Source organism: Micromonospora sp. NPDC047812 (assembly GCF_040704175.1).
Lineage (GTDB): Bacteria > Actinomycetota > Actinomycetes > Mycobacteriales > Micromonosporaceae > Micromonospora.
Window position 1 is genome coordinate 410,059 of the sequence record NZ_JBEYRY010000005.1, and the last position, 18,947, is coordinate 429,005.

At 75.1% G+C, this 18,947-nt stretch carries 10 protein-coding genes; 4 read left to right on the forward strand and 6 right to left on the reverse strand.

Features of this window, described 5'->3' with window-relative positions; translation table 11 throughout:
* Positions 1-183: 183 nt before the first annotated feature.
* The 4 genes from AB0883_RS21600 (at position 184) to AB0883_RS21615 (ending at position 11,747) form a co-directional block, all read left to right on the forward strand.
* A complete protein-coding gene (locus AB0883_RS21600) occupies positions 184-1,977 on the forward strand; it encodes a condensation domain-containing protein (RefSeq protein ID WP_366642946.1) in 1,794 nt (597 codons plus the stop codon).
* On the forward strand, positions 1,974-9,323 hold the full coding sequence (locus AB0883_RS21605) for an amino acid adenylation domain-containing protein (RefSeq protein WP_366642947.1): 7,350 nt from the start codon (positions 1,974-1,976) through the stop codon (positions 9,321-9,323). The genes AB0883_RS21600 and AB0883_RS21605 overlap by 4 nt, the downstream gene beginning before the upstream one ends.
* The gene (locus tag AB0883_RS21610; RefSeq protein WP_366642948.1) at positions 9,320-10,999 is read left to right on the forward strand and encodes an amino acid adenylation domain-containing protein; all 1,680 of its coding nucleotides are present in this window, start codon (positions 9,320-9,322) and stop codon (positions 10,997-10,999) included. Before AB0883_RS21605 ends, AB0883_RS21610 begins: the two co-directional genes overlap by 4 nt.
* A gap of 163 nt (positions 11,000-11,162) precedes the next feature.
* Positions 11,163-11,747: a response regulator transcription factor gene (locus AB0883_RS21615; protein ID WP_366642949.1), complete on the forward strand. Its 585-nt coding sequence runs from the start codon at positions 11,163-11,165 to the stop codon at positions 11,745-11,747.
* Between the two features lie 6 nt (positions 11,748-11,753).
* On the opposite strand, the gene AB0883_RS21620 is transcribed toward AB0883_RS21615, so the two are convergent.
* From AB0883_RS21620 to AB0883_RS21645, 6 genes are all read right to left on the reverse strand, one after another.
* Complete coding sequence (locus AB0883_RS21620) at positions 11,754-11,963, reverse strand: helix-turn-helix transcriptional regulator (protein ID WP_366642950.1); 210 nt, start codon at positions 11,961-11,963, stop codon at positions 11,754-11,756.
* A 63-nt stretch (positions 11,964-12,026) separates the two neighbouring features.
* Entirely contained in the window at positions 12,027-15,203 is a 3,177-nt protein-coding gene (locus AB0883_RS21625) for an amino acid adenylation domain-containing protein (protein WP_366642951.1), read from the reverse strand.
* Positions 15,193-16,194: a 2,3-diaminopropionate biosynthesis protein SbnB gene (gene sbnB, locus AB0883_RS21630; protein WP_366642952.1), complete on the reverse strand. Its 1,002-nt coding sequence runs from the start codon at positions 16,192-16,194 to the stop codon at positions 15,193-15,195. The genes AB0883_RS21625 and sbnB overlap by 11 nt, the downstream gene beginning before the upstream one ends.
* Positions 16,188-17,204, reverse strand: a complete 1,017-nt coding sequence (gene sbnA, locus AB0883_RS21635; protein WP_366642953.1) for a 2,3-diaminopropionate biosynthesis protein SbnA — start codon at positions 17,202-17,204, stop codon at positions 16,188-16,190. Before sbnA ends, sbnB begins: the two co-directional genes overlap by 7 nt.
* Positions 17,191-17,646 (reverse strand): aspartate 1-decarboxylase, encoded by a 456-nt coding sequence (gene panD, locus AB0883_RS21640; protein WP_366642954.1) that lies wholly within the window; start codon positions 17,644-17,646, stop codon positions 17,191-17,193. The genes sbnA and panD overlap by 14 nt, the downstream gene beginning before the upstream one ends.
* Before the next feature lie 2 nt (positions 17,647-17,648).
* Entirely contained in the window at positions 17,649-18,926 is a 1,278-nt protein-coding gene (locus AB0883_RS21645; protein ID WP_366642955.1) for an MFS transporter, read from the reverse strand.
* Positions 18,927-18,947 lie beyond the last annotated feature (21 nt).

Here is an 18,947-nt window from a genome sequence, read left to right on the forward strand (position 1 = left end):
CGTCCGTACCCGGTCCTTTGTCCGGTGTCCCCGCCCGCCGACTCGATGTCACTGTGCCGATCGCGGCTCGGGCCGGGACAGAGAAGGACCGGCAGAGGCGTTGCCGGTCCTTCTCTGGTTCCGGCCTGCTCGCGTCCACCAGTCTCGATCCGACGCCGACCGCCGGTGAAGGGGAGACCGCCGATGCCGAGCCGGATGCCCACCCAGACGAACGCCCCGCCGCCGAGCGGAACCCGGATCCGGCCGGTGTCGCGCACCGGCGCGCTGCGGCTGTCGCCGGGCCAGGAGCGGCTGTGGTTCCTCGACGGGCTGCACGGCGACGGCACCGAATACCTCGTCTGGCTGCGGCTGCGCCTGCGCGGGCCGTGGGATCCCGCCGTGTTCGCCCGCGCCGTGACCGCGGTCGTCGGCCGGCACGAGGTGCTGCGCACCCGGTACCGGGACAGCGACGGCGAGCCGGTGCAGGTCGTCGACCCGCCCGGTCCGGCCGACGTCACGGTCGTGGACCTGACCGCCGGACCGGACGCCGGAACCCGGGCGGCGGCCCTGCTCGACACGACGGCGGGCCGGCCGTTCGACCTGCGCCGGGAGCACCCGCTGCGGGTCGTGGTGGTACGGCTCGCGCCGACGGAGCATCTGGTCGGCCTCACCCTGCACCACATCGCCGCCGACGCCTGGTCGTGCGACGTGCTGCTGCGCGACCTGGACCACGCGTACCGCGCGTTGGCGGCCGGGCGGCCCGTGCCGGCGCCACCGCCGGTGCAGTACGCCGACGTCGCGGCCTGGCAGCGGGCCCGGCGCGAGGCCGTCGGCGCGGCCGGCATCGGCTACTGGCGGGACCAGCTCGCCGGGCTCGAACCGGTCCTGCTGCCCACCGACCGCCCGCGCGGCGCCCGCCGTGACCCCGTCGGCGACATGCTCGCCGTGGACGTGCCGCGGCGCGTCGCCCGGTTGGTCGCCGCCGCCGGCGAGCGGTACGGCACGAGCGCCTTCATGACCCTGCTGGCCGCCTTCCAGGTGCTGCTGGCGCACCGGACCGGCCGCACGGACATCGCCGTCGGGATGCCCGCCGCCGGGCGGGACGCGCCGGAGACCGAGGACCTGATCGGCTTCTTCGTCAACACCCTGGTGCTGCGGACCGACCTGGCGGGCCGGCCGTCGTTCGCCGAGGTGCTGGACCGGGTGCGCACGACGGTACTGGCCGCGCTCATGCACAACGACGTCCCGTTCGAGGACGTCGTCGCGGCGGTCCGGCCCCGCCGCGACCCCGCCCGCAACCCGCTGTTCGAGATCATGTTCCAGGTCCTGCACACGGCGGAGACGCCCGGCACGCTCGGCGGCGCCACGGTGGAGCCGCTGCCCATGAACGCCACCGACGCCAAGTTCGACCTGGTGTTCACGGTCTGCCGCACCGGGGCCGGCGACCTGCGGTGCGTTCTCGAGTACGCCGGCGGCCTGTTCGACCGGACGACGATGCGGCGGCTCGCCGAGGAGTACGTGGCGCTGCTGGAGCGGTTGGCCCGCGAACCGGAGGCCCCGGCGGTCCGGCCGGCCCCGGCACCCGGCGCGCCGACCGTGCCGGCGGCTGCGGCGGATCCGCCGCCACCAGTCCCGGCGCCGCCACCAGTCCCGGCGCCGCCACCAGTCCAGGCGCCGGCACCCGCCGCGGCGCCGCCGGCCGACCCGGTCGGGCAGGCCGTCGCCGGGATCTGGTCGAGGCTGCTCGGCGTCGACGACATCACCGCCGACGACGACTTCTTCGACCTCGGCGGCCACTCGCTGCTGGTCGCCCGGGTGCGTACCGCGCTGCGGCAGGCGTTCGCCGTCGATCTCCCCCTGCAGGTCCTGTTCGAGGCCACCTCGGTGGCCGCACTCGCGGCCGTGGTCACCGCCGCGGTCCGCGCCGACGTCAGCCGACTCTCCGACAGCCAGGTGCAGGACCTGCTGTCCCGAGCCGCCCGGGAAGGAACCCGATGACCGAGATGCTGGAGTCGCCCACCCCGCACGAGAAGCTGCTGGAGCGCCGGCTGCTCGGCCTCGAACCGCTCCCCGAGCCGGGCATCCCCCCGGTGTCCCGGGTGGACCCGCCACCGCTGTCGCACGCCCAGCGCCGGCTGTGGATCCTCGACCGGCTGCGCCCCGGCGGCGTCGAGTACCTGGTGCAGATCGCGCTGCACGTCACCGACCGGCCCGGCAGCCGGTTGGCCGTCCCCGCGCTGCGGGCCGCGCTCGACGGGCTGGTGGCACGGCACGAGGTGCTGCGCACCCGATACCCGGTCGGCCCCGACGGCGAGCCGGTGCAGCTGATCGACCCGCCCGCCCCGGTCCCGCTGCCGATCCGCGACCTCACCCACCTCGACAGCGAGACCCAGTGCCGGTTGCTGAACCGGCTCGTCTCGGTCGACCGCGAACCGATCGACCTGGCCGCCGGGCCGGTGTTCCGCGCCCTGCTCGTGCGGCGGGAGCCCGACCAGCACCTGCTGCTGCTCACCACCCACCACATCGCCATGGACCTCTGGTCGGAGGGCCTGCTGCTGGACGAGCTGCGCCACCGCTACACCGCCGCGCTCGACGGCCGCCCGGCCGCCCTTCCGCCGCTGCGGGTGCAGTACGCCGACGTGGCGGCCTGGCAGCGGCAGCGGACCGCCGAGCTGCGCGAGACCCAGCTGCCGTACTGGCGCCGCCAGCTCGCCGGCGCCACGCCGGTGGACCTGCCGGCCGACCGGCCGCGGCCGGCGGTACGGGACTCCGCCGGCGACGTCGTGCCGTTCACCGTGCCGGCCACGGTCGCGGCGGCCCTGGGGCAGCTGGCCCGCCGCCACCACGCCACGCCGTTCATGGTCCTGCTGGCGGCGTACGCGGTCGTGCTCGGGCGGTGGAGCGGCCGGACCGACGTCACGGTCGGCACGCCGGTCGCCGGGCGTGGGCACGACGACGTGCAGGGCCTCATCGGGCTCTTCGTGGACACCGTCGTGGTGCGGGCCGACCTGGCCGACGATCCGACGTTCGGCGAGCTGGTCGAGCGGGTCCGGCGTACCTCGTTGGACGCCTTCGCCCACCAGGAGCTGCCCTTCGAGCAGCTGGTCGAGGAGCTGGCGCCGGTCCGCGACCCCGCGCGGACCGCGCTGTTCTCGACGATGTTCGTCTGGCAGGAGGCCGGGCCGGAGAGCTTCCAGGTGCCGGGGGCGGACGTCCTGTCGGTGCCGATCCCGTTCGCCGACGCCAAGTTCGACCTGACCCTGTCGGTGTCCCCGTGCCCCGACGGTTCGCTCGCCGGCGCCGTGGTCTACGCCACCAGCCTGTTCGACCGCGGCACGATCGAGCGGTTCGCCGCACACGTCGGGCAGCTGCTGGCCGGCGTGGCGGCGGCCCCGGACACCCCGCTGGCAGACATCGACATGCTCCCGCCGGCCGAGCGCGAGCAGCTGCTCGACGGCTGGAACGACACCGCGACCGACGTGCCGGCCGCCACGCTGCCGGCGCTGTTCCGGGCCCAGGCGGCCGCCACCGCGGAGGCGGTGGCCGTGCGGGCGGCGGACCGCAGCCTGTCGTACGCCGAACTCGACGCCCGCGTGACCGCGCTGGCGCTCCGGCTGCGCGCGGCCGGGGTCGGCCCCGAGTCGGTGGTCGGGGTGTGCCTGGAGCGCGGCCCGGACCTGGTGACCGCGCTGCTGGCCGTGCTCACCGCCGGCGGCGCCTACCTGCCGCTGGACACCGAGAGTCCGCCGCAGCGGCTGGAGCAGCTGCTCACCGACGCCGCGGTACGGGTCGTGGTGACCGACCGGGACACCGTCGGTACCGCCGCGCGCACGGTGGTCCGGCCCGACGCGGGCGGCGCCGCCCCGCCCGGGCCGCTGCCCGGCGACCCCGACCCGGACCCGGACCACCCGGCGTACGTGCTGCACACCTCCGGCTCGACCGGCCGGCCCAAGGGCGTCGTGATCACCCACCGCGCGCTGGTCAACCGGCTGGCCTGGATGCAGCGCGAGTACCCGCTCGACGCCACCGACCGGGTGCTGCACAAGACGCCGTACGGCTTCGACGTCTCGGTCTGGGAGCTGTTCTGGCCGCTGGTCACCGGCGCGACGCTCGTCGTCGCCCGCCCCGGCGGGCACCGCGACCCGGCGTACCTGGCCGCGACGATCGCCGAGCACGGCGTCACCACCCTGCACTTCGTGCCGTCGATGCTGCGCGCCTTCCTCGACACGCAGACCGGCGAGCTGCCCTCGGTACGCCGGATCTTCGCCAGCGGCGAGCCGCTCCCGGCCGAGCTGGCGGCGGCCGTGCACGAGCGGATCGGCGGCGAGCTGCACAACCTCTACGGCCCCACCGAGGCGACGATCGACGTGACCGCCGCGCGGTGCCTGCCCGGGGAGCCGGTCACGATCGGCCGGCCGGTCGCCAACACCCGCGTCCACGTCGTCGACCCGGACCTTCGGCTGCTGCCGGCCGGCGTGCCGGGCGAGCTGGTGGTGGCCGGCGTCCAGCTCGCCCGCGGCTACCTCGGCCGCCCCGCGCACACGGCCGACCGGTTCGTGCCGGACCCGTTCGGCACGCAGCCGGGAGGCCGGCTCTACCGCACCGGCGACCTGGCCCGGCACCGCGCCGACGGCACGATCGAGTACCTGGGCCGGCTGGACCGGCAGGTGAAGCTGCACGGGCACCGGATCGAGCCGGGCGAGGTCGAGGCGGTGCTCACCGCGCATCCGGACGTCGCCGCCGCCGTGGTCACCGTGCACGACGACCGGCTCGTCGCGTACCTCGTCGGCTCGGGCGACGCGGCCGGTCCGGCGCTCGACCGGGACGGGGTCGCGGCGCACGCCCGGGCCCGGCTGCCCCGGCAGCTGGTGCCCGCGCGGTGGGTGGTGCTCGACGCGCTGCCGCTGACCGCCGCCGGCAAGGTCGACCATCGCGCGCTGCCCGCGCCGCCCACCAGCGCCGGGCCGGCGGCGGAAGCGCCGCACACCCCGGTGGAGCGGACGATCGCGCGCGCCGTGGCCGACGCGCTCGGCGTCGACGCGGTGGGCCGGCACGACGCGTTCTTCGCACACGGCGGCGACTCGATCCGGGCGATCCGTGCCGTCGGGGCGCTGCGGGCGGCCGGCCTGCCGGTGTCGGTGCACGACCTGTTCAGTCACGCCACGGTGGCCGAGCTGGCCGAACTGGTCGGCACGCGGGCGCCGGAGGGACCGGCCGACGCGGGGGAGCGGCCCGCCGAACAGCCGGCCGTGGCGCCGTTCGCGCTGCTGTCCGACGCCGACCGCGCGCTGCTGCCGCCGGGACTGGTCGACGCGTACCTGATGGGCGAGATCCAGGCCGGGATGGTGTACGAGATGCTGGCCGCGCAGCGGCCGGTCTACGTGAACGTCAGCTGCTACCGGATCGAGGACGAGACGCCGTTCGACCTGGCCGACCTGCGCGCGGCGGCGGCGCTGCTGGTGCGGCGGCACGAGATCCTGCGTACCTCGTTCGCGCTCGCCGGCTACACGCGGCCGTTGCAGCTGGTGCACCGCACCGCCGAGCTGCCGGTGGACCTGGACGACCTGCGGGACCTGCCACCGGCCGCGCAGCGCCAGGTCCTCGACGACTTCCTGCTCGCCCAGCGCGCCGTGCCGTTCGACCTGGCCGTGCCGCCGCTGCTGCGCTACACGGTGCACCGGACCGGCGAGCGCGAGTGGTGGCTCACCCACGTCGAGTGTCACGCGATCCTCGACGGCTGGAGCCACACGTCGGTGATCGCCGAGCTGCTCGCGCACTACCGGACGCTGCGCCGTGGCGGCGTACCCCGGCCGGCGCCGCTGCCCGCCGTCCGGTTCGCCGACTTCGTCGCCGCCGAGCAGGAGTCGCTGCGCTCGGCGGCCGACCGGGACTTCTGGACCGCCACCATCACGGCCGCCGACAAGCTGGAGATCCCGGCCGAGTGGGGCGGCCGGGTGGACGGGGCCGAGGGGCCGGACGGCGCCGACGACGCGCCGGGCCAGGTCGTCGTCGAGTACGCCGACCTGGAGCCGGCGCTGCGCCGGCTCGCGGCCGACGCGGGGGCGTCGCTGAAGAGCGTGCTGCACGCCGCCCACCTCGCGGCCTGGGGTGTGGTCACCGGGCGGCAGCGCTTCTTCACCGGGCTGGTCGGTAACGGCCGGCCGGAGCGGCTGCGCGGCGACGAGGTGATCGGCATGTACCTGAACACGGTGCCGTTCCCCGCCGACCTGACCTCCGCGAGCTGGCCGGAACTGGTGCGGGCGGTCTTCGCGCGGGAGGCGCGGATGTGGCCGCACCGGCGCTACCCGATGGCCGCGATGCGGCGCGACGGCCGGCACGCCTCGGCGCTGGTCGACGTCAGCTTCACGTACCTGGACTTCCACATGCTCGACTGGAGCTCCGGCATCGACCTGGAGGCGGACTTCAGCCCGAGCGAGCAGCCGTTCTCCGCGGTGTCGTTCCCCGGGTACCTGCGCCTGCTCGGTCGGCCCAGCAGGATCGGTCGGCCGTACCTGGAGCTGGTCGGCCGGACCTACCGGCAGGTGCTGGCGTCGATGGCCGCCAGCACGGCCGGGACCGGTGCCGCCCGCGACCCCGGCGCCGGTCCCGACGCGACCCCGGCCGCGACCCCGTCGTCGTCGTCGCCGCGGACCGTGACGCTGGCGCCGGCCGACCGCGACCGGGTCCTCGTCGAGGCGAACCGCACCGACCGGGCCTTCCCCACCGACCAACCGGTGCACCGGCTGATCGAGCGGCAGGCCCGGTCCGCGCCGACCGCCGTCGCGCTGCGGCAGGGCGTCGTCAAGGTCTACTACGCCGAGCTGGAGCTACGCGCGAATCGGCTGGCGCACCGGCTGCGCACGCTCGGCGTCGGCCCGGGCACGGTCGTCGGCATCTGCCTGCCGCGGACGCCCGACGTCGCCGTCAGCGTCCTGGCCGTGCTGAAGGCGGGCGGCGCGTTCCTGCCGCTGGATCCGGCGTACCCGGTCGAGCGGCTGCGGTTCATGCTCGACGACACGGGCGCGGCGGTGCTGCTCGCCGCCGGGCGGCTGCCGGCCGGCCTCGTCCAGGCCGGTCCGGCGGGCGTGCCGACGGTCGACGTGACCGACGAGTCCGCCCAGCTCGACATGCCGGTCACCGCGCCGGAGGTGGCGGTGGCACCGGAGGACCTGGCGTACGTCACGTACACGTCCGGCTCGACCGGGCGGCCCAAGGGGGTCGCCGTACCGCACCGGGCGCTGCTCAACCTCCGGCACGCCCAGCAGGAGGTCTTCGACGTCCGACCGGGCGACCGGATGCTCCAGTTCTTCTCGGTGGGCTTCGACGCGTCGGTGTCCGAGCTGGTCGCCGCGCTCACCGCCGGCGCCGAGCTGGTGCTGCCCACGCCCGACCGCGACCCGGGCGACCTGCGCGGCGAGGCGGCCACCCTGACCCACCTCTTCCTGCCGCCGTCGATGCTGAGCCGGCTGGACCCGGCGGACTTCCCGCAGCTGCGGGTCACCCTGGTCGGCGGCGAGGCGTGCCCCGCCGTGCAGGCCGACCGGTGGGCGCGGCACGCCGCCTTCGTCAACCTCTACGGCCCCACCGAGGCGTGCGTCGCCGCCACGTACGCACCGGTCGCCGCCGGCGCGCCGGACCGGATGCCGTCGATCGGCACCCCGCTGGCGAACGTGCGGTGCCACGTCCTCGACGTCGACGGGCGACCGCTGCCCGCCGGGGTGCGCGGCGAGCTGTACGTCGCCGGGGCGGGCCTGGCCCGCGGCTACCTCGGCCGTCCGGCGCTGACCGCGGACCGGTTCGTCCCGGACCCGTTCGGACCGCCCGGCAGCCGGATGTACCGCACCGGCGACGTGGTCTCCCGCGCCGCCGACGGTTCGCTGCGCTTCCACGGGCGCGGCGACCAGCAGGTCAGCGTCCGCGGCTTCCGCATCGAGCTCGGCGAGGTCGAGCACGCGCTGCAGGCGCACCCGGCCGTCGAGGCCGCGGCCGTCGCGGTCGCCGCGGCGGGCACCGAGGAGGCGACGCTCGTGGCGTTCGTCCGGCCCACCGCCGGCAGTTGCGGCGCCGCCCCTTCCCCGGCCGAGCTGCGCGAGCACGTGCGCCGCCGGCTGCCGGCGCACATGGTGCCGACCCGCTGCCACGTCGTCGGGCAGTTCCCGGTCACCGCCTCGGGCAAGGTCGACCGCCGCGCGCTGATCGCGGCCGAGCCGAAGCCCGCCGCCGCGCAGGTCGCGCCGGTGGCGCCGCGCACGCCGCTGGAGCGGACCATCGCCGACGCCTGGGCGCAGGTGCTGCGGCTGGACCGGGTCGGCATCGACGACGACTTCTTCGACCTCGGCGGGCACTCGATGGCGATGATGCGGATCATCTCGCTGCTGCGGGAGTCGCACGGCGTGGAGCTGACGTTCCGGGCCTTCCTGGAGCACCAGACCGTCGCGCGGCTGGCCGCCGCGATCACCGACGGCGCGGTCGGCGGCCCCGAGGCGCCGGCCGCGCCCGGCAGCCGCAACCGGGCGCTGCTGTGGCTGCGGCGCGGCAGCACCCCGCCGCTGTTCTGCATCCACCCCGGCGGCGGCAGCGCCCACTGGTTCCAGCGCTTCCTGCCGTACCTGGACCCGCAGCTACCGCTGGCGGCGTTCGAGTGGCCCAAGCCGCACGGCGACCACGCCACGATCCCCACCGCCGCCGAGATGGCCCGCCGGCACCTCGACGAGCTGCGGGCCGCCCAGCCGCACGGGCCGTACCGGCTGTTCAGCTGGTGCGGCGGCAGCACGATCGCGGCGGAGCTGGCCACCCTGCTGCTCGACGCCGGTGAGGAGGTGACCTTCATGCTCCTCGACCCGGTGCTGGACGCGCAGACCCGGCCGAAGTTCTACGAGCAGATGGGCTTCGTGCGCCGGCTGGAGAAGCTGGTGCTGGAGATCGACCGGGGCGGGCCGGAGGCGGACACACCCGAGCGGCGCGCCGAGATCATGGACCTCTACGAGCGGGTGGCCAACGACATCGACGAGAAGGAGGGCATGGCGCTGCCCGAGCGTGGGGTCGGCGCCGCCTGGCCGCGGATGGTCCGGGTCTGGCGGGAGTCGTTGCAGGCGCTCATCGAATACCCGAACCCCCGCTACGCCGGCAGGCTGCACCTCATCGCCAGCGACGCGCTCGCCAACGGCCAGCACGTGGTGTCCAGCGGCCAGACGTTCGCCGACTACCTCGAACGGTGGGAGGAGCTGATCGGCGGGGGGATCGAGCTGCACCGGGTGCCCGGGGACCACATCGGGATCATGAAGCCGCCGCTCCTGGTGCACCTGACCGACGTGATCAGCGCCGTGCTGGCCGGCACCCGATGACCACCACGCCGCGCCGCCCGTCGGCCGACCCGGCGGCACCCGGGCCGGCGACGTCCGAACCGGCCGCGCCCGATCCGGCCGCGCAGCAGCGGGCGTGGAACGCCACCGCCCGCGCGTACGCCGCGGACGGCCCGGTGCACCGGCTGTTCGAGGCGCAGGCCCGGCTCCGCCCGCACGCCGTGGCGGTGCGCTGGGCCGGCGGCGCGCTGACCTTCGCCGAGCTGGACCGGCTCGCCAACCGGCTGGCGTGGGCGCTGCGCGACAACGGGGTCGGGCCCGAGACGCCGGTGGGCATCCGGGTGCCACGCGGCCCGCTGCTGGCGGTCGCCGTGTACGGGGTGCTGAAGGCGGGCGGCTGCTACGTGCCGGTCGAGCCGACGCTGCCCGCCGAGCGCGCGCACACCCTGCTGGCCGAGGCCGGTGTGCGGCTGCTCGTCGTCGCCGAGGGCGAGGACGGCTGGCCGCTGCCGCCGGGGGTGCGCCCGGTGGGCGCCGACGCCCCGGTCGCGGACCCCCGCGAGGAGCACCCTCCGGAACCCGGCACCGGCGCGGACTCCACCGCCTACGTGGTCTTCACCTCCGGCAGCACCGGCCGGCCCAACGGCGTCGCCGTGGCGCACCGGTCGCTGCACAACCTCCTCGCCTGGTGCCGTCGTACGCACGGCTTCGGCCCGCACGACCTGGGCCTGTCGGTCACCTCGCTCGGCTTCGACCTGTCCGTCTTCGACCTGCTCGGCCTGCCCGCGTACGGGGCGGGCGTCTACGTCGCCGACGACGCGCAGCGGCGCGACCCGGAACTGCTGCTCGACGTGCTGCTGCGTGAGCCGGTGACGTACTGGAACTCCGCGCCGACCACGCTGGCCCACCTCGCGCCGCTGCTCGGCGGGCACCGGGGCGCCGCCGGCACCGGCGACCTGCGGCTGGTCTACCTCAGCGGCGACTACACGCCGTTGACGCTGCCCGACGAGGTGCGGTCGGTCTTCACCCGGGCGACGATCGTCAGCCTCGGCGGCGCCACCGAGGCGACCGTCTGGTCGAACTGGTTCGAGGTCGGCGCGGTCGACCCGGCCTGGCGGAGCATCCCGTACGGGCGGCCGATCGACAACGCGCAGTACTGGGTGGTCGACGAGGACCTGCGGCCGTGCCCGGCGGGCGTGCCGGGCGACCTGCTCATCGGCGGCGACGTCCTCGCCCTCGGCTACCACCGTCAGCCGGAGCTGACCCGGCAGCGGTTCGTCCCGGACACGCTCGGGCCCGATCCGCGGGGCCGGCTCTACCGCACCGGCGACCGGGCGAGTTTCGGCCCCGACGGGGTGCTGACCTTCCTCGGCCGGGTCGACGGGCAGGTCAAGATCCGTGGCGCCCGGGTGGAGTTGGCCGAGGTCGAGCACCGCCTGCGCGGGCACGCCGGCGTGAAGGACGTGGTGGCACTGGCCCGGCCGGACCCCGACGGTGACCGCGCGCTGGTGGTCTACGTCGTGCCGGCACCCGGCTGCCGCCCGACCGTACGGGAGCTGCGCCGGCACGTGGCCGCCGCGCTGCCGGACTACATGGTGCCGGCCGCGGTGGTGTTCGTGGACGGCTTTCCCGCCACCGGCAACGGCAAGCTCGACCGGGCGGCGCTGCCGTGGCCGGCGCGCACCGGCAGCACGCACGTGCTCGGGGTGCCGGGGTGAGTCGCCGGCCGGCTCGATGACGCGCGCCCCACCGCGGGGTGAGTCCGGGCGGCCGGGCCGCCGGCCGATGAGGAATATGGGGGCCGTTCCCCGTACCGGTCGCCGCAGCCCCGGTGACATTCTCGTTGCCGTCCGTCAGCGACGAGTTTCTGGAGTGGTGCGCATGGACGAGCGGATACGGGTGCAGGTCGTCGCCGCCGACCCGGCGGTACGGGCGGGTGTCGACGACATGGTGCAGGGGTGCCCCGAGCTGACCGTGGTGGTCGACCGGCCGGACGTGGTGCTGATGGTGGCCGACGAGGTCGGCGACGCGGTGCTGGTCCTGGTGCGTTCGCTGTCCCGCGCCGGCCGGCGGGTGCTGCTGGTGGCCGACAGGTTGCGGGAGTCGGACGTGGTCGAGGCCGTGGAGGCGGGGGCCGGCGGGCTGCTGCGCCGGTGCGAGGTCAGCCCGGACCGGCTGCGTCCGGCGATCCGGGCGACGGCGGACGGCAGCTTCACCGTGCCGTCGGACCTGCTGACCCGGGCCGCCGACCGGGTGCCGGATCGGCCGGCGGCCCGGCAGCTCACCAAGCGGGAGCGGGCGGTGCTGCTCATGCTCGCCGACGGGCACGAGACCGAGGAGATCGCGCGCTCGCTGGCCTACTCGGTCCGTACGGTGACCGGCATCGTGCACACGATCACCCGCCGCTGGCAGGTGCGCAACCGGGCGCAGGCCGTGGCCTGCGCCCTGCGCGACGGGCTGATCTGAGCCGGGTCAGATCAGCCCGTGCCGGATGGCGTACGCGGTCGCATGGACCCGGTTGGAGACCTGCAACCGGGCCATGAGGTCGTAGATCATGTTCTTCACGCTGTGTGGTGAGCAGCGCAGCTCCCGCGCGATGCCCGCGTTGTCGTACCCCTCGGCGACGAGTTCGAGCACCCGGAGCTGCTGGGCGGTGAGTACGGGCTTCGGCACGTTCCTCATGATCGTCTCCTGGGCGGTGTGGTGTGACCTACCGACCCAGGCTAGAAACGGCTCGTCGCCCGCTCATCGGGCCGCTTCCCCCAGATTGCCGGCCGCCGCCCCCGCATTTTCCACGCCGGGGTTCCCGACCCACTGCCGGGCCAGCCGCCCGACCGGCTGCTCGGGACGCCGCACCCCCGCGGCGAGGATCCCACTGAAGCCGTCGGCGAACGAAGCCGCCCGGTCGGCGGTGAACAGGTCGTCGTGGTACTGCAACCATCCGGCCAGCCGCGGCCCCTCCTCCCGCACGGTGAGCAGCAGGTCGAACGGGGAACCGCCCTGGCCGTGCCCGAACGGCTCGGCGGCGACCCCGGGCAGGCGGAGCCGGCCGGTCAGGTCGCCGAGGAGTTGGAAGGCGACCTGGACCACCGGGTTGCGGCGCAGGTCGCGCTTCGGGCGCAGCGCCGTCACCAGCCGGTCGAAGGGCAGTCCCTGGTGCCGGTACCCGGCCAGCGCCACGTCCCGTACCCGCAACAGCAGGTCGGTGAAGGTCGCCTCGGGTGGGCAGGGCACCCGCAGGGCGAGGGTGTTGGCGAACATCCCGATCCCGTTCTCGGCCTGCTCCGTGTCGCGGTTCGCAGCGAACGTGCCGACCACCAGGTCCTCGCGGTCGGCGAGTCGTCCGATCAGGACGGTGAACGCGGTGAGCAGCACCATGAACGGGGTCGAGCCGGTGGCGCGGGCCAGCGTGCGTACCCCGGCGGTGGTCTCCGCCGACAGGCCGAACCGGAGGGCGGCCCCGGTCTGCCGCAGCCGCGCCGGCCGGGGCAGGTCGGTCGGGAGATCCAGGGTGGGCGGCGCGCCGGCGAGGTGCCGACGCCAGTAGTCGAGGTCGGCCGGGTCGGTCGGTGGCGGCGGGGCCGGCGGCAGCGGGTCGACGGCCACCGTGTCGCCCCGGCGGCGCCGCGCGTACGCCTGGCAGAGGTCGCGCCACAGCACGTCCATCGACCAGTCGTCGGCGATGACGTGGTGGATGGTGGCGGCCAGGACGTGCTCCTCGGGGGCCAGCCGCAGCAGGGCCACCCGGAGCAGCGGCCCCTCGGCGAGCGCGAACGGCACGGCGGCGAGCCGGTCGACGGCCACCCGCGCCTCGGCGAGGTCGGCGACGGCGCGCACCTCGATCGGCACCCGGGCGTCCGGCCGGGTCTCCGCGTACGGCACGCCGCGCCGGGACCCGAAGGTGGTCCGCAGGGCCGGGTGCCGGCGCACCGTGTCCGCCAGGGCGGCGCGCAGCGCGTCGACGTCGACCGGTCCGCGCAGCCGGTAGGACTCGGCCATCGTGTAGGTGGTCGCTCCCGCGTCGAGTTGGTCGGCGAACCAGATCCGGTGCTGGGCGGCGCTGAGCGGCCCGGTGGCCGGCCGGTGGGCGTCGACGTCCGGCGCAGCCGGCCGGGGCCGGCCGGCTGCGGCAACCCCGCCGGTCGCCCTTTCACCCTCGGCAGTCAACTCGACGAGTTGGGCCACGGTGGCGGTGAGCACGTCGGCGGGGGAGAGCGACCGGCCCCACAGGTGGCGGACGCGGGAGCAGACCCGGGTGGCCGCGAGCGAGTCGCCGCCCAGCTCGACGAAGGTGTCGTGCACCCCGACCGGCCCGCCGCCGAGCACCTCGGCCCAGATGCCGGCGAGCCGGCGCTCGTCGTCGGTACGCGGGTCGACCCGCTCCCCGCCGCCGACGAGCCGGTGCCCGTCGGGCGCGGGCAGGGCCGCCCGGTCCAGTTTTCCGCTCGGGCCGACCGGCAACGCCGGTACGGCCACGAACACCGACGGGACCATGTGCCCGGGCAGCCGTTCGGCGAGGTGGGCCCGGAGCACCCGGACGCCGGGGACGGCGCCGGCCACCACGTACCCGACGAGCTGCCCGGCGTGCACGGCCGTGGCGGCGGCCCGCACCCCCGGCACGGTACGCAGCGCGGCGTCGATCTCTCCCAGCTCGACCCGGTGGCCCCGGATCTTGACCTGGTGGTCGATCCGGCCCAGGTAGTCCACCGCCCCGTCGGGCAGCCGCCGGGCCAGGTCTCCCGTGCGGTAGAGCCGGGAGCCGGGCGGGCCGAACGGGTCGGGGACGAACCTCTCGGCCGTCAGCCCGGGCCGGCCGAGGTAGCCCCGGGCGAGCTGCACGCCGGCCAGGCAGAGTTCGCCGACCTCCGCCGGTTCGCCGCGTTCGTCCAGGACGTGGGTGCGGGTGTTCGCCACCGCGTGGCCGATGCTGACCGGTTCACCCGCCCGGCAGCGCGACCCGGTCACCTCCACCGCCGCCTCGGTCGGGCCGTAGAGGTTGAGCAGCTCGCAGCCGATCAGCTCGTCGGCTTCGGTGACCAGGTCGTCGGCGAGTTCCTCGCCGCTGCAGACGATCCGGCGCAGGGTGGGGAGGCGGGCGGCGGTGTCGCGGACCTCGGCGAGGAACACCCGCAGCATCGACGGTACGAAGTGGACCGCGGTGATCCCGTACCGGCGGATCGTGTCGATCAGGTAGGCCGGGTCGCGGTGTCCGCCCGGGCGGGCCATCACCAGCCGCGCGCCGGCGGCCAGGGTGCCGAAGACCTCCGGCACCGAGACGTCGAAGCCGTACGGGGTCTTCTGGAGCACCCGGTCGTCGGGGCCCAGCGGATGCGCGTCCAGCCCCCAGCGGACCCGGTTGACGATGGCCCGGTGCGGGATCACCACGCCCTTGGGCCGGCCGGTGGACCCGGAGGTGTAGATGACGTACGCCGGGTGTTCCGGGTCGACGGTGACCCGTGGTGCCCGGGCCGGCCGACCGCTGGTCGCCCGGCTCACCGACACGGTGGCGACGCTCCGGCCCGCCTCGGCGAGCACCGGCAGGTCCGGGTCGGCCACCACGGTGTCCAGCCCCGCGTCGGTGACCAGGAAGGCGAGCCGCCGGGCCGGGTGCTCCGGTTCCAGCGGTACGTAGGCGGCTCCGGCGGTGAGGACGCCGAGCAGGGCCACCACCATGTCGCCACCCCGGTGCAGGCACACCCCGACCCGGGACTCCGGGCCGATGCCCCGCGAGACCAGCACGTCGGCGAGCCGGTCGGCCCGCCCCACCAGTTCGGCGTAGCTGAGCCGGCCGTGCTCGGTGACCACCGCCACGGCGCCCGGGGTGCGCGCCGCCTGCTCGTGCACCAGCTCGTGCAGGGCCGGTCGTCCCGGGTACCTCCTGGCCGTGTCGTTCCACGGCGCGACGCCCGGCTCAGTCGGCATCCGGGTCCTCCGGCGGCAGGGTCAGGAAGTCCGGCAGCCGGGTGCCGACGCCGTCCCGCTCCGCGGCCCGCCGCACCAGCTCGGCCACGGCGAGGTCGAGCACGCCCAGCCCGAACGGCGAGTAGACGGTGACCCGTTCCGGGTCGTGCCGCCAGCCGGCCCCGTCCAGGACCTCGCCGATGCCGGCGGCGATGAAGTTCCGGTCGCCGGTCTCCTGCTCCGCCAGGTGCAGCGAGGTGGCCGCCCGGCAGACGTGGTCGGCGTCGTCGACCACGTTGACCGCGGTGCGGATGTCCGCCGGGAAGATGTCGCGCAGCGACAGGTGCAGTACGAGCGCCCCCGGCTGGCAGTGCGCCAGCCCCAGGTGCGGTACGCCCGCCGTCGTCGCCAGGCAGACCAGCGGGTGGGCGCCGAGCGCCTCCTCGACGTCGCCGGCGACGCTCACCTTCAGGTCCCACCGGGCGCAGCGCCGGGCGAACGCGGCGGCCCGCCCGGCGTCCAGGTCGAAGAGGGTCACCTCCGTCAGGCCGGGCAGTGCCGCGCGGAGGAACCGCAGCACCTCGAAGTTGATGACGCCGCAGCCGACCAGGGAGACGCCGCCGGCCGGCGGGGCGAGGGCGCCGGCGGCCAGGGCGGCGCTGGCGGCCGTCCGGCGGGCGGAGATCGTGGAGCCCTCGATCAGCGCGACCGGGTGGCCGTCCGCCATCGAGTTCACGACGATCGCGGCGGAGGCGCGGGCCAGCCCGCGGTCGATGTTGCCGGGGAACGACGAGATCCACTTCATGCCGGCGACCGGGGAGTCGTCGCCCAGGTACGCGGGCAGTCCGATGATCCGGTTGCGGGCGTCCTCCGGGAACCGCAGGAACACCGAGTGCGGCAGCACCGTACGCCCCCGCGCGTGCAGGACGTAGGCGCGGCGGACCGCGTCCAGGACGGCGTCCTCCCGGTCGGCCAGGATCTGCCGGACCTCGCCGGCGGATACGATCAGCATGGCGGCACGTCCATGGTCCGGTCCCTCCACAGGTGGGTGACGTCGCCGAAGTGCCCGGTCACCCAGTCGTCGTCGTAGATCGTGTTCAGGTAGCGCTCACCCCGGTCGGGGAAGATCAGCGCGCAGTTCGCGCCGGCCGGGATCAGGTCGCGCAACTGCTCCAGGGCGGCCACCACGGCGCCGGACGAACCACCGGCGAGGATGGCCTCCCGGCGGGCCAGGCGGCGGCATCCGACCACGCAGTCCAGGTCGTCGACGTGCATCACCTTGTCGGCCAGCCCGTCCCGGTAGAGCTTCGGTCGGACCCCCGCGCCGTGCCCGGGGATGAGCCGCTTGCGTGGGGGGTGGTCACCGAAGATCGCGCTGCCCGCGGCGTCCACCGCGACGATGGTCAGCGCCAGCTCGTGCCGGCGCGCGTAGTCGGCACAGCCGCGCAGCGTGCCGCAGGAACTGGTCGCGCAGAACAGGAAGTCCAGCGGGGCGGGCACCCCCTCGACGATCTCCCGCATGGTCGTCTCGTGGGCGCGGGGGTTCAGCGGGTTGGCGTACTGGTCCGGCCACCAGGCGTTCGGGATGGTGTCGACCAGTTCCTGGACCCGGCGGATCCGTTGCGGCAGGTACTCGCCGGTGGCCGGGTCGGGGCGGGTCACCACCTCCACCTCGGCGTCGAACGCGCGCATGACCGCGATGTTCTGCGCGTTCGTCCGGGGGTCCACCACGCAGATGAACCGGATACCGAAGTAGCGGCACACCTGGGCCAGCCCGATGCCGAGGTTGCCCGAACTGGACTCGACCACCACCGACCGGCCGGGTCGCAGCTCCCCGGCCCGGAGCCGGTCGATCAGCATGCCCAGTGCCGAGCGGTCCTTGATGCTGCCGCCCGGGTTGTGCGCCTCCAACTTCGCCCAGAGGGTGAACGGGGCGTCCGGCATGAGCTTGTCCAGCCGGACCAGGGGGGAGCCGCCGATGGTGTTCAGCACCCCGCCGACGTCGGTCTCATCGGCCCGCATGTTCACTCCCGCTACGGGGATCCGTAGCGGCCCGCAGGGTGTTACCGGGAACGGTCGCGGTGCCGGGGATCGCCTCGGCCGGGTCGTCGGTGGTGCCGAGCATCCGGTTGGCCTCGTCCACCATCACCACCCGGGGCGAGTACCCCTTGGCGTCCGGGTCGATCATCGCCGCGTAGCTGATGATGATGACCAGGTCACCGGGGTGGATCAGCCGGGCGGCGGCCCCGTTGATCCCGATGACCCCGCTGCCGCGCCTGCCGGGGATCACGTACGTCTCCAGGCGGGCGCCGTTGTTGATGTCCACCACGTGCACCTGCTCGCCGGCGAGCAGGTCGGCGGCGTCCATCAGGTCCTCGTCGATGGTCAGCGAGCCGACGTAGTGCAGGTCGGCCTGGGTGACCACCGCGCGGTGGATCTTCGATTTGAGTATGGTGCGCAACACCTTCAGCTCCTCCTTGGGGGCTCGATCGGCAGAAAGCTCGCTCGACGTATCGAGCGGCTCAGCGTCGCCAGGGCGGCGAGCAGGACCATCCAGACGGCCATCGACCACGCGGCGTGTGCCGGCCCGAGCGACTCCAGCAGGTAGCCCCCGGTCAGGGAACCGAGCGCGACCGCGCCGTTGGCCAGCAGGCTGACCGCGCTGAGCACCCGGCCCTGGATGTGGTCGGGGGTGAGGGCCATCTGGTATCCGGCGACCGCCACGTTCCAGATCGGCCCCACGAACCACATCAGGGCGTACGCGGCGCCGATCAGGTAGCGGTCGTCGGTGAGGGCGATGACGCAGGTCATCAGCGCCCACACCCAGTTCGCGGCGATGACGATCGCGCGCATCGGGAAGCGCCCGGCGCACCACGTCGCCACCAGTGAACCGAGCACCCCGCTGGTGCCGGCCACACCGAGCAGCAGGCCGATGGCGGCCGGGGCCGCCCCGGCGGCCTCGAACGCCACGATGATGATCAGGAACAGGACGCGGAACAGCAGGTTGCTGCCGGCGACCAGCAGGGTGGCCGTGCGCAGGAACGGCTGCCCCCACAACCAGCGCAGCCCGTGGGTGAGTTCGGCGGCCAGCTTCCCGGTGCCGGCTCCGGCGCCGGTCGCGCTGCCCGTTGCGGCCTGGAAGTCGCGGCGGATGAACAGCAGCGTCAGCAGGGAGACCAGGTAGGAGACCGTGTCCAGCACGAACGGCCAGATCCGCCCCAGCCCGAACAGCGCCCCGCCGAGCGGGGTGCCGGCCATCACCGCGGCCCGCTCACGGGCCTCGTTGCGCGACAGCGCGGTGGTCACCTGGCTCGGGTGCACCACGTTCGGGATCGCGGCACCGGCTGCCAGCTCGTACCCGACGGACAACGTCCCCTCGACGAAACCGACGGCCAGCACGTGCCACAGGTGCAGCTCGTCGACGGCGATCGCCGCCACGATGCTGCCCACCCCCAGCGCCCGCAGCACGTCGCACCAGATCATCACCCGCTTGCGGTCCCACCGGTCGACCAGCGCCCCGGCCGGCAGCTGGAACAGCAGCGTCGGCACCAGCGCCACGAAACCGGCCAGCCCGGCGGCGCCCGGCGAGCCGGTCAGCGCCAGCACCAGCAGCGGGTACGCCACCAGCGACGCGGTCGAGCCGAGCATGGAGACCGCCGACCCGCTCCACAGCAGCAGGAAGTCCCGGTTGCGGTGCAGCGGCGGGATCCGCTCCCCGGCGACCGGGTCGTCGACCCGGCTCACCGGTCGCCGCCGATGCTGCGG

What these genes read in the sequence shown, in the direction of transcription:
- AB0883_RS21605 (WP_366642947.1), top strand. Translation starts at nt 1,974, where the DNA reads ATGACCGAGATGCTGGAGTCGCCCACCCCGCACGAGAAGCTGCTGGAG.
- sbnA (WP_366642953.1), bottom strand. Translation starts at nt 17,204, where the DNA reads ATGCGGGCCGATGAGACCGACGTCGGCGGGGTGCTGAACACCATCGGC.
- AB0883_RS21620 (WP_366642950.1), bottom strand. Translation starts at nt 11,963, where the DNA reads ATGAGGAACGTGCCGAAGCCCGTACTCACCGCCCAGCAGCTCCGGGTG.
- AB0883_RS21600 (WP_366642946.1), top strand. Translation starts at nt 184, where the DNA reads ATGCCGAGCCGGATGCCCACCCAGACGAACGCCCCGCCGCCGAGCGGA.
- AB0883_RS21625 (WP_366642951.1), bottom strand. Translation starts at nt 15,203, where the DNA reads ATGCCGACTGAGCCGGGCGTCGCGCCGTGGAACGACACGGCCAGGAGG.
- AB0883_RS21615 (WP_366642949.1), top strand. Translation starts at nt 11,163, where the DNA reads ATGGACGAGCGGATACGGGTGCAGGTCGTCGCCGCCGACCCGGCGGTA.
- AB0883_RS21610 (WP_366642948.1), top strand. Translation starts at nt 9,320, where the DNA reads ATGACCACCACGCCGCGCCGCCCGTCGGCCGACCCGGCGGCACCCGGG.
- sbnB (WP_366642952.1), bottom strand. Translation starts at nt 16,194, where the DNA reads ATGCTGATCGTATCCGCCGGCGAGGTCCGGCAGATCCTGGCCGACCGG.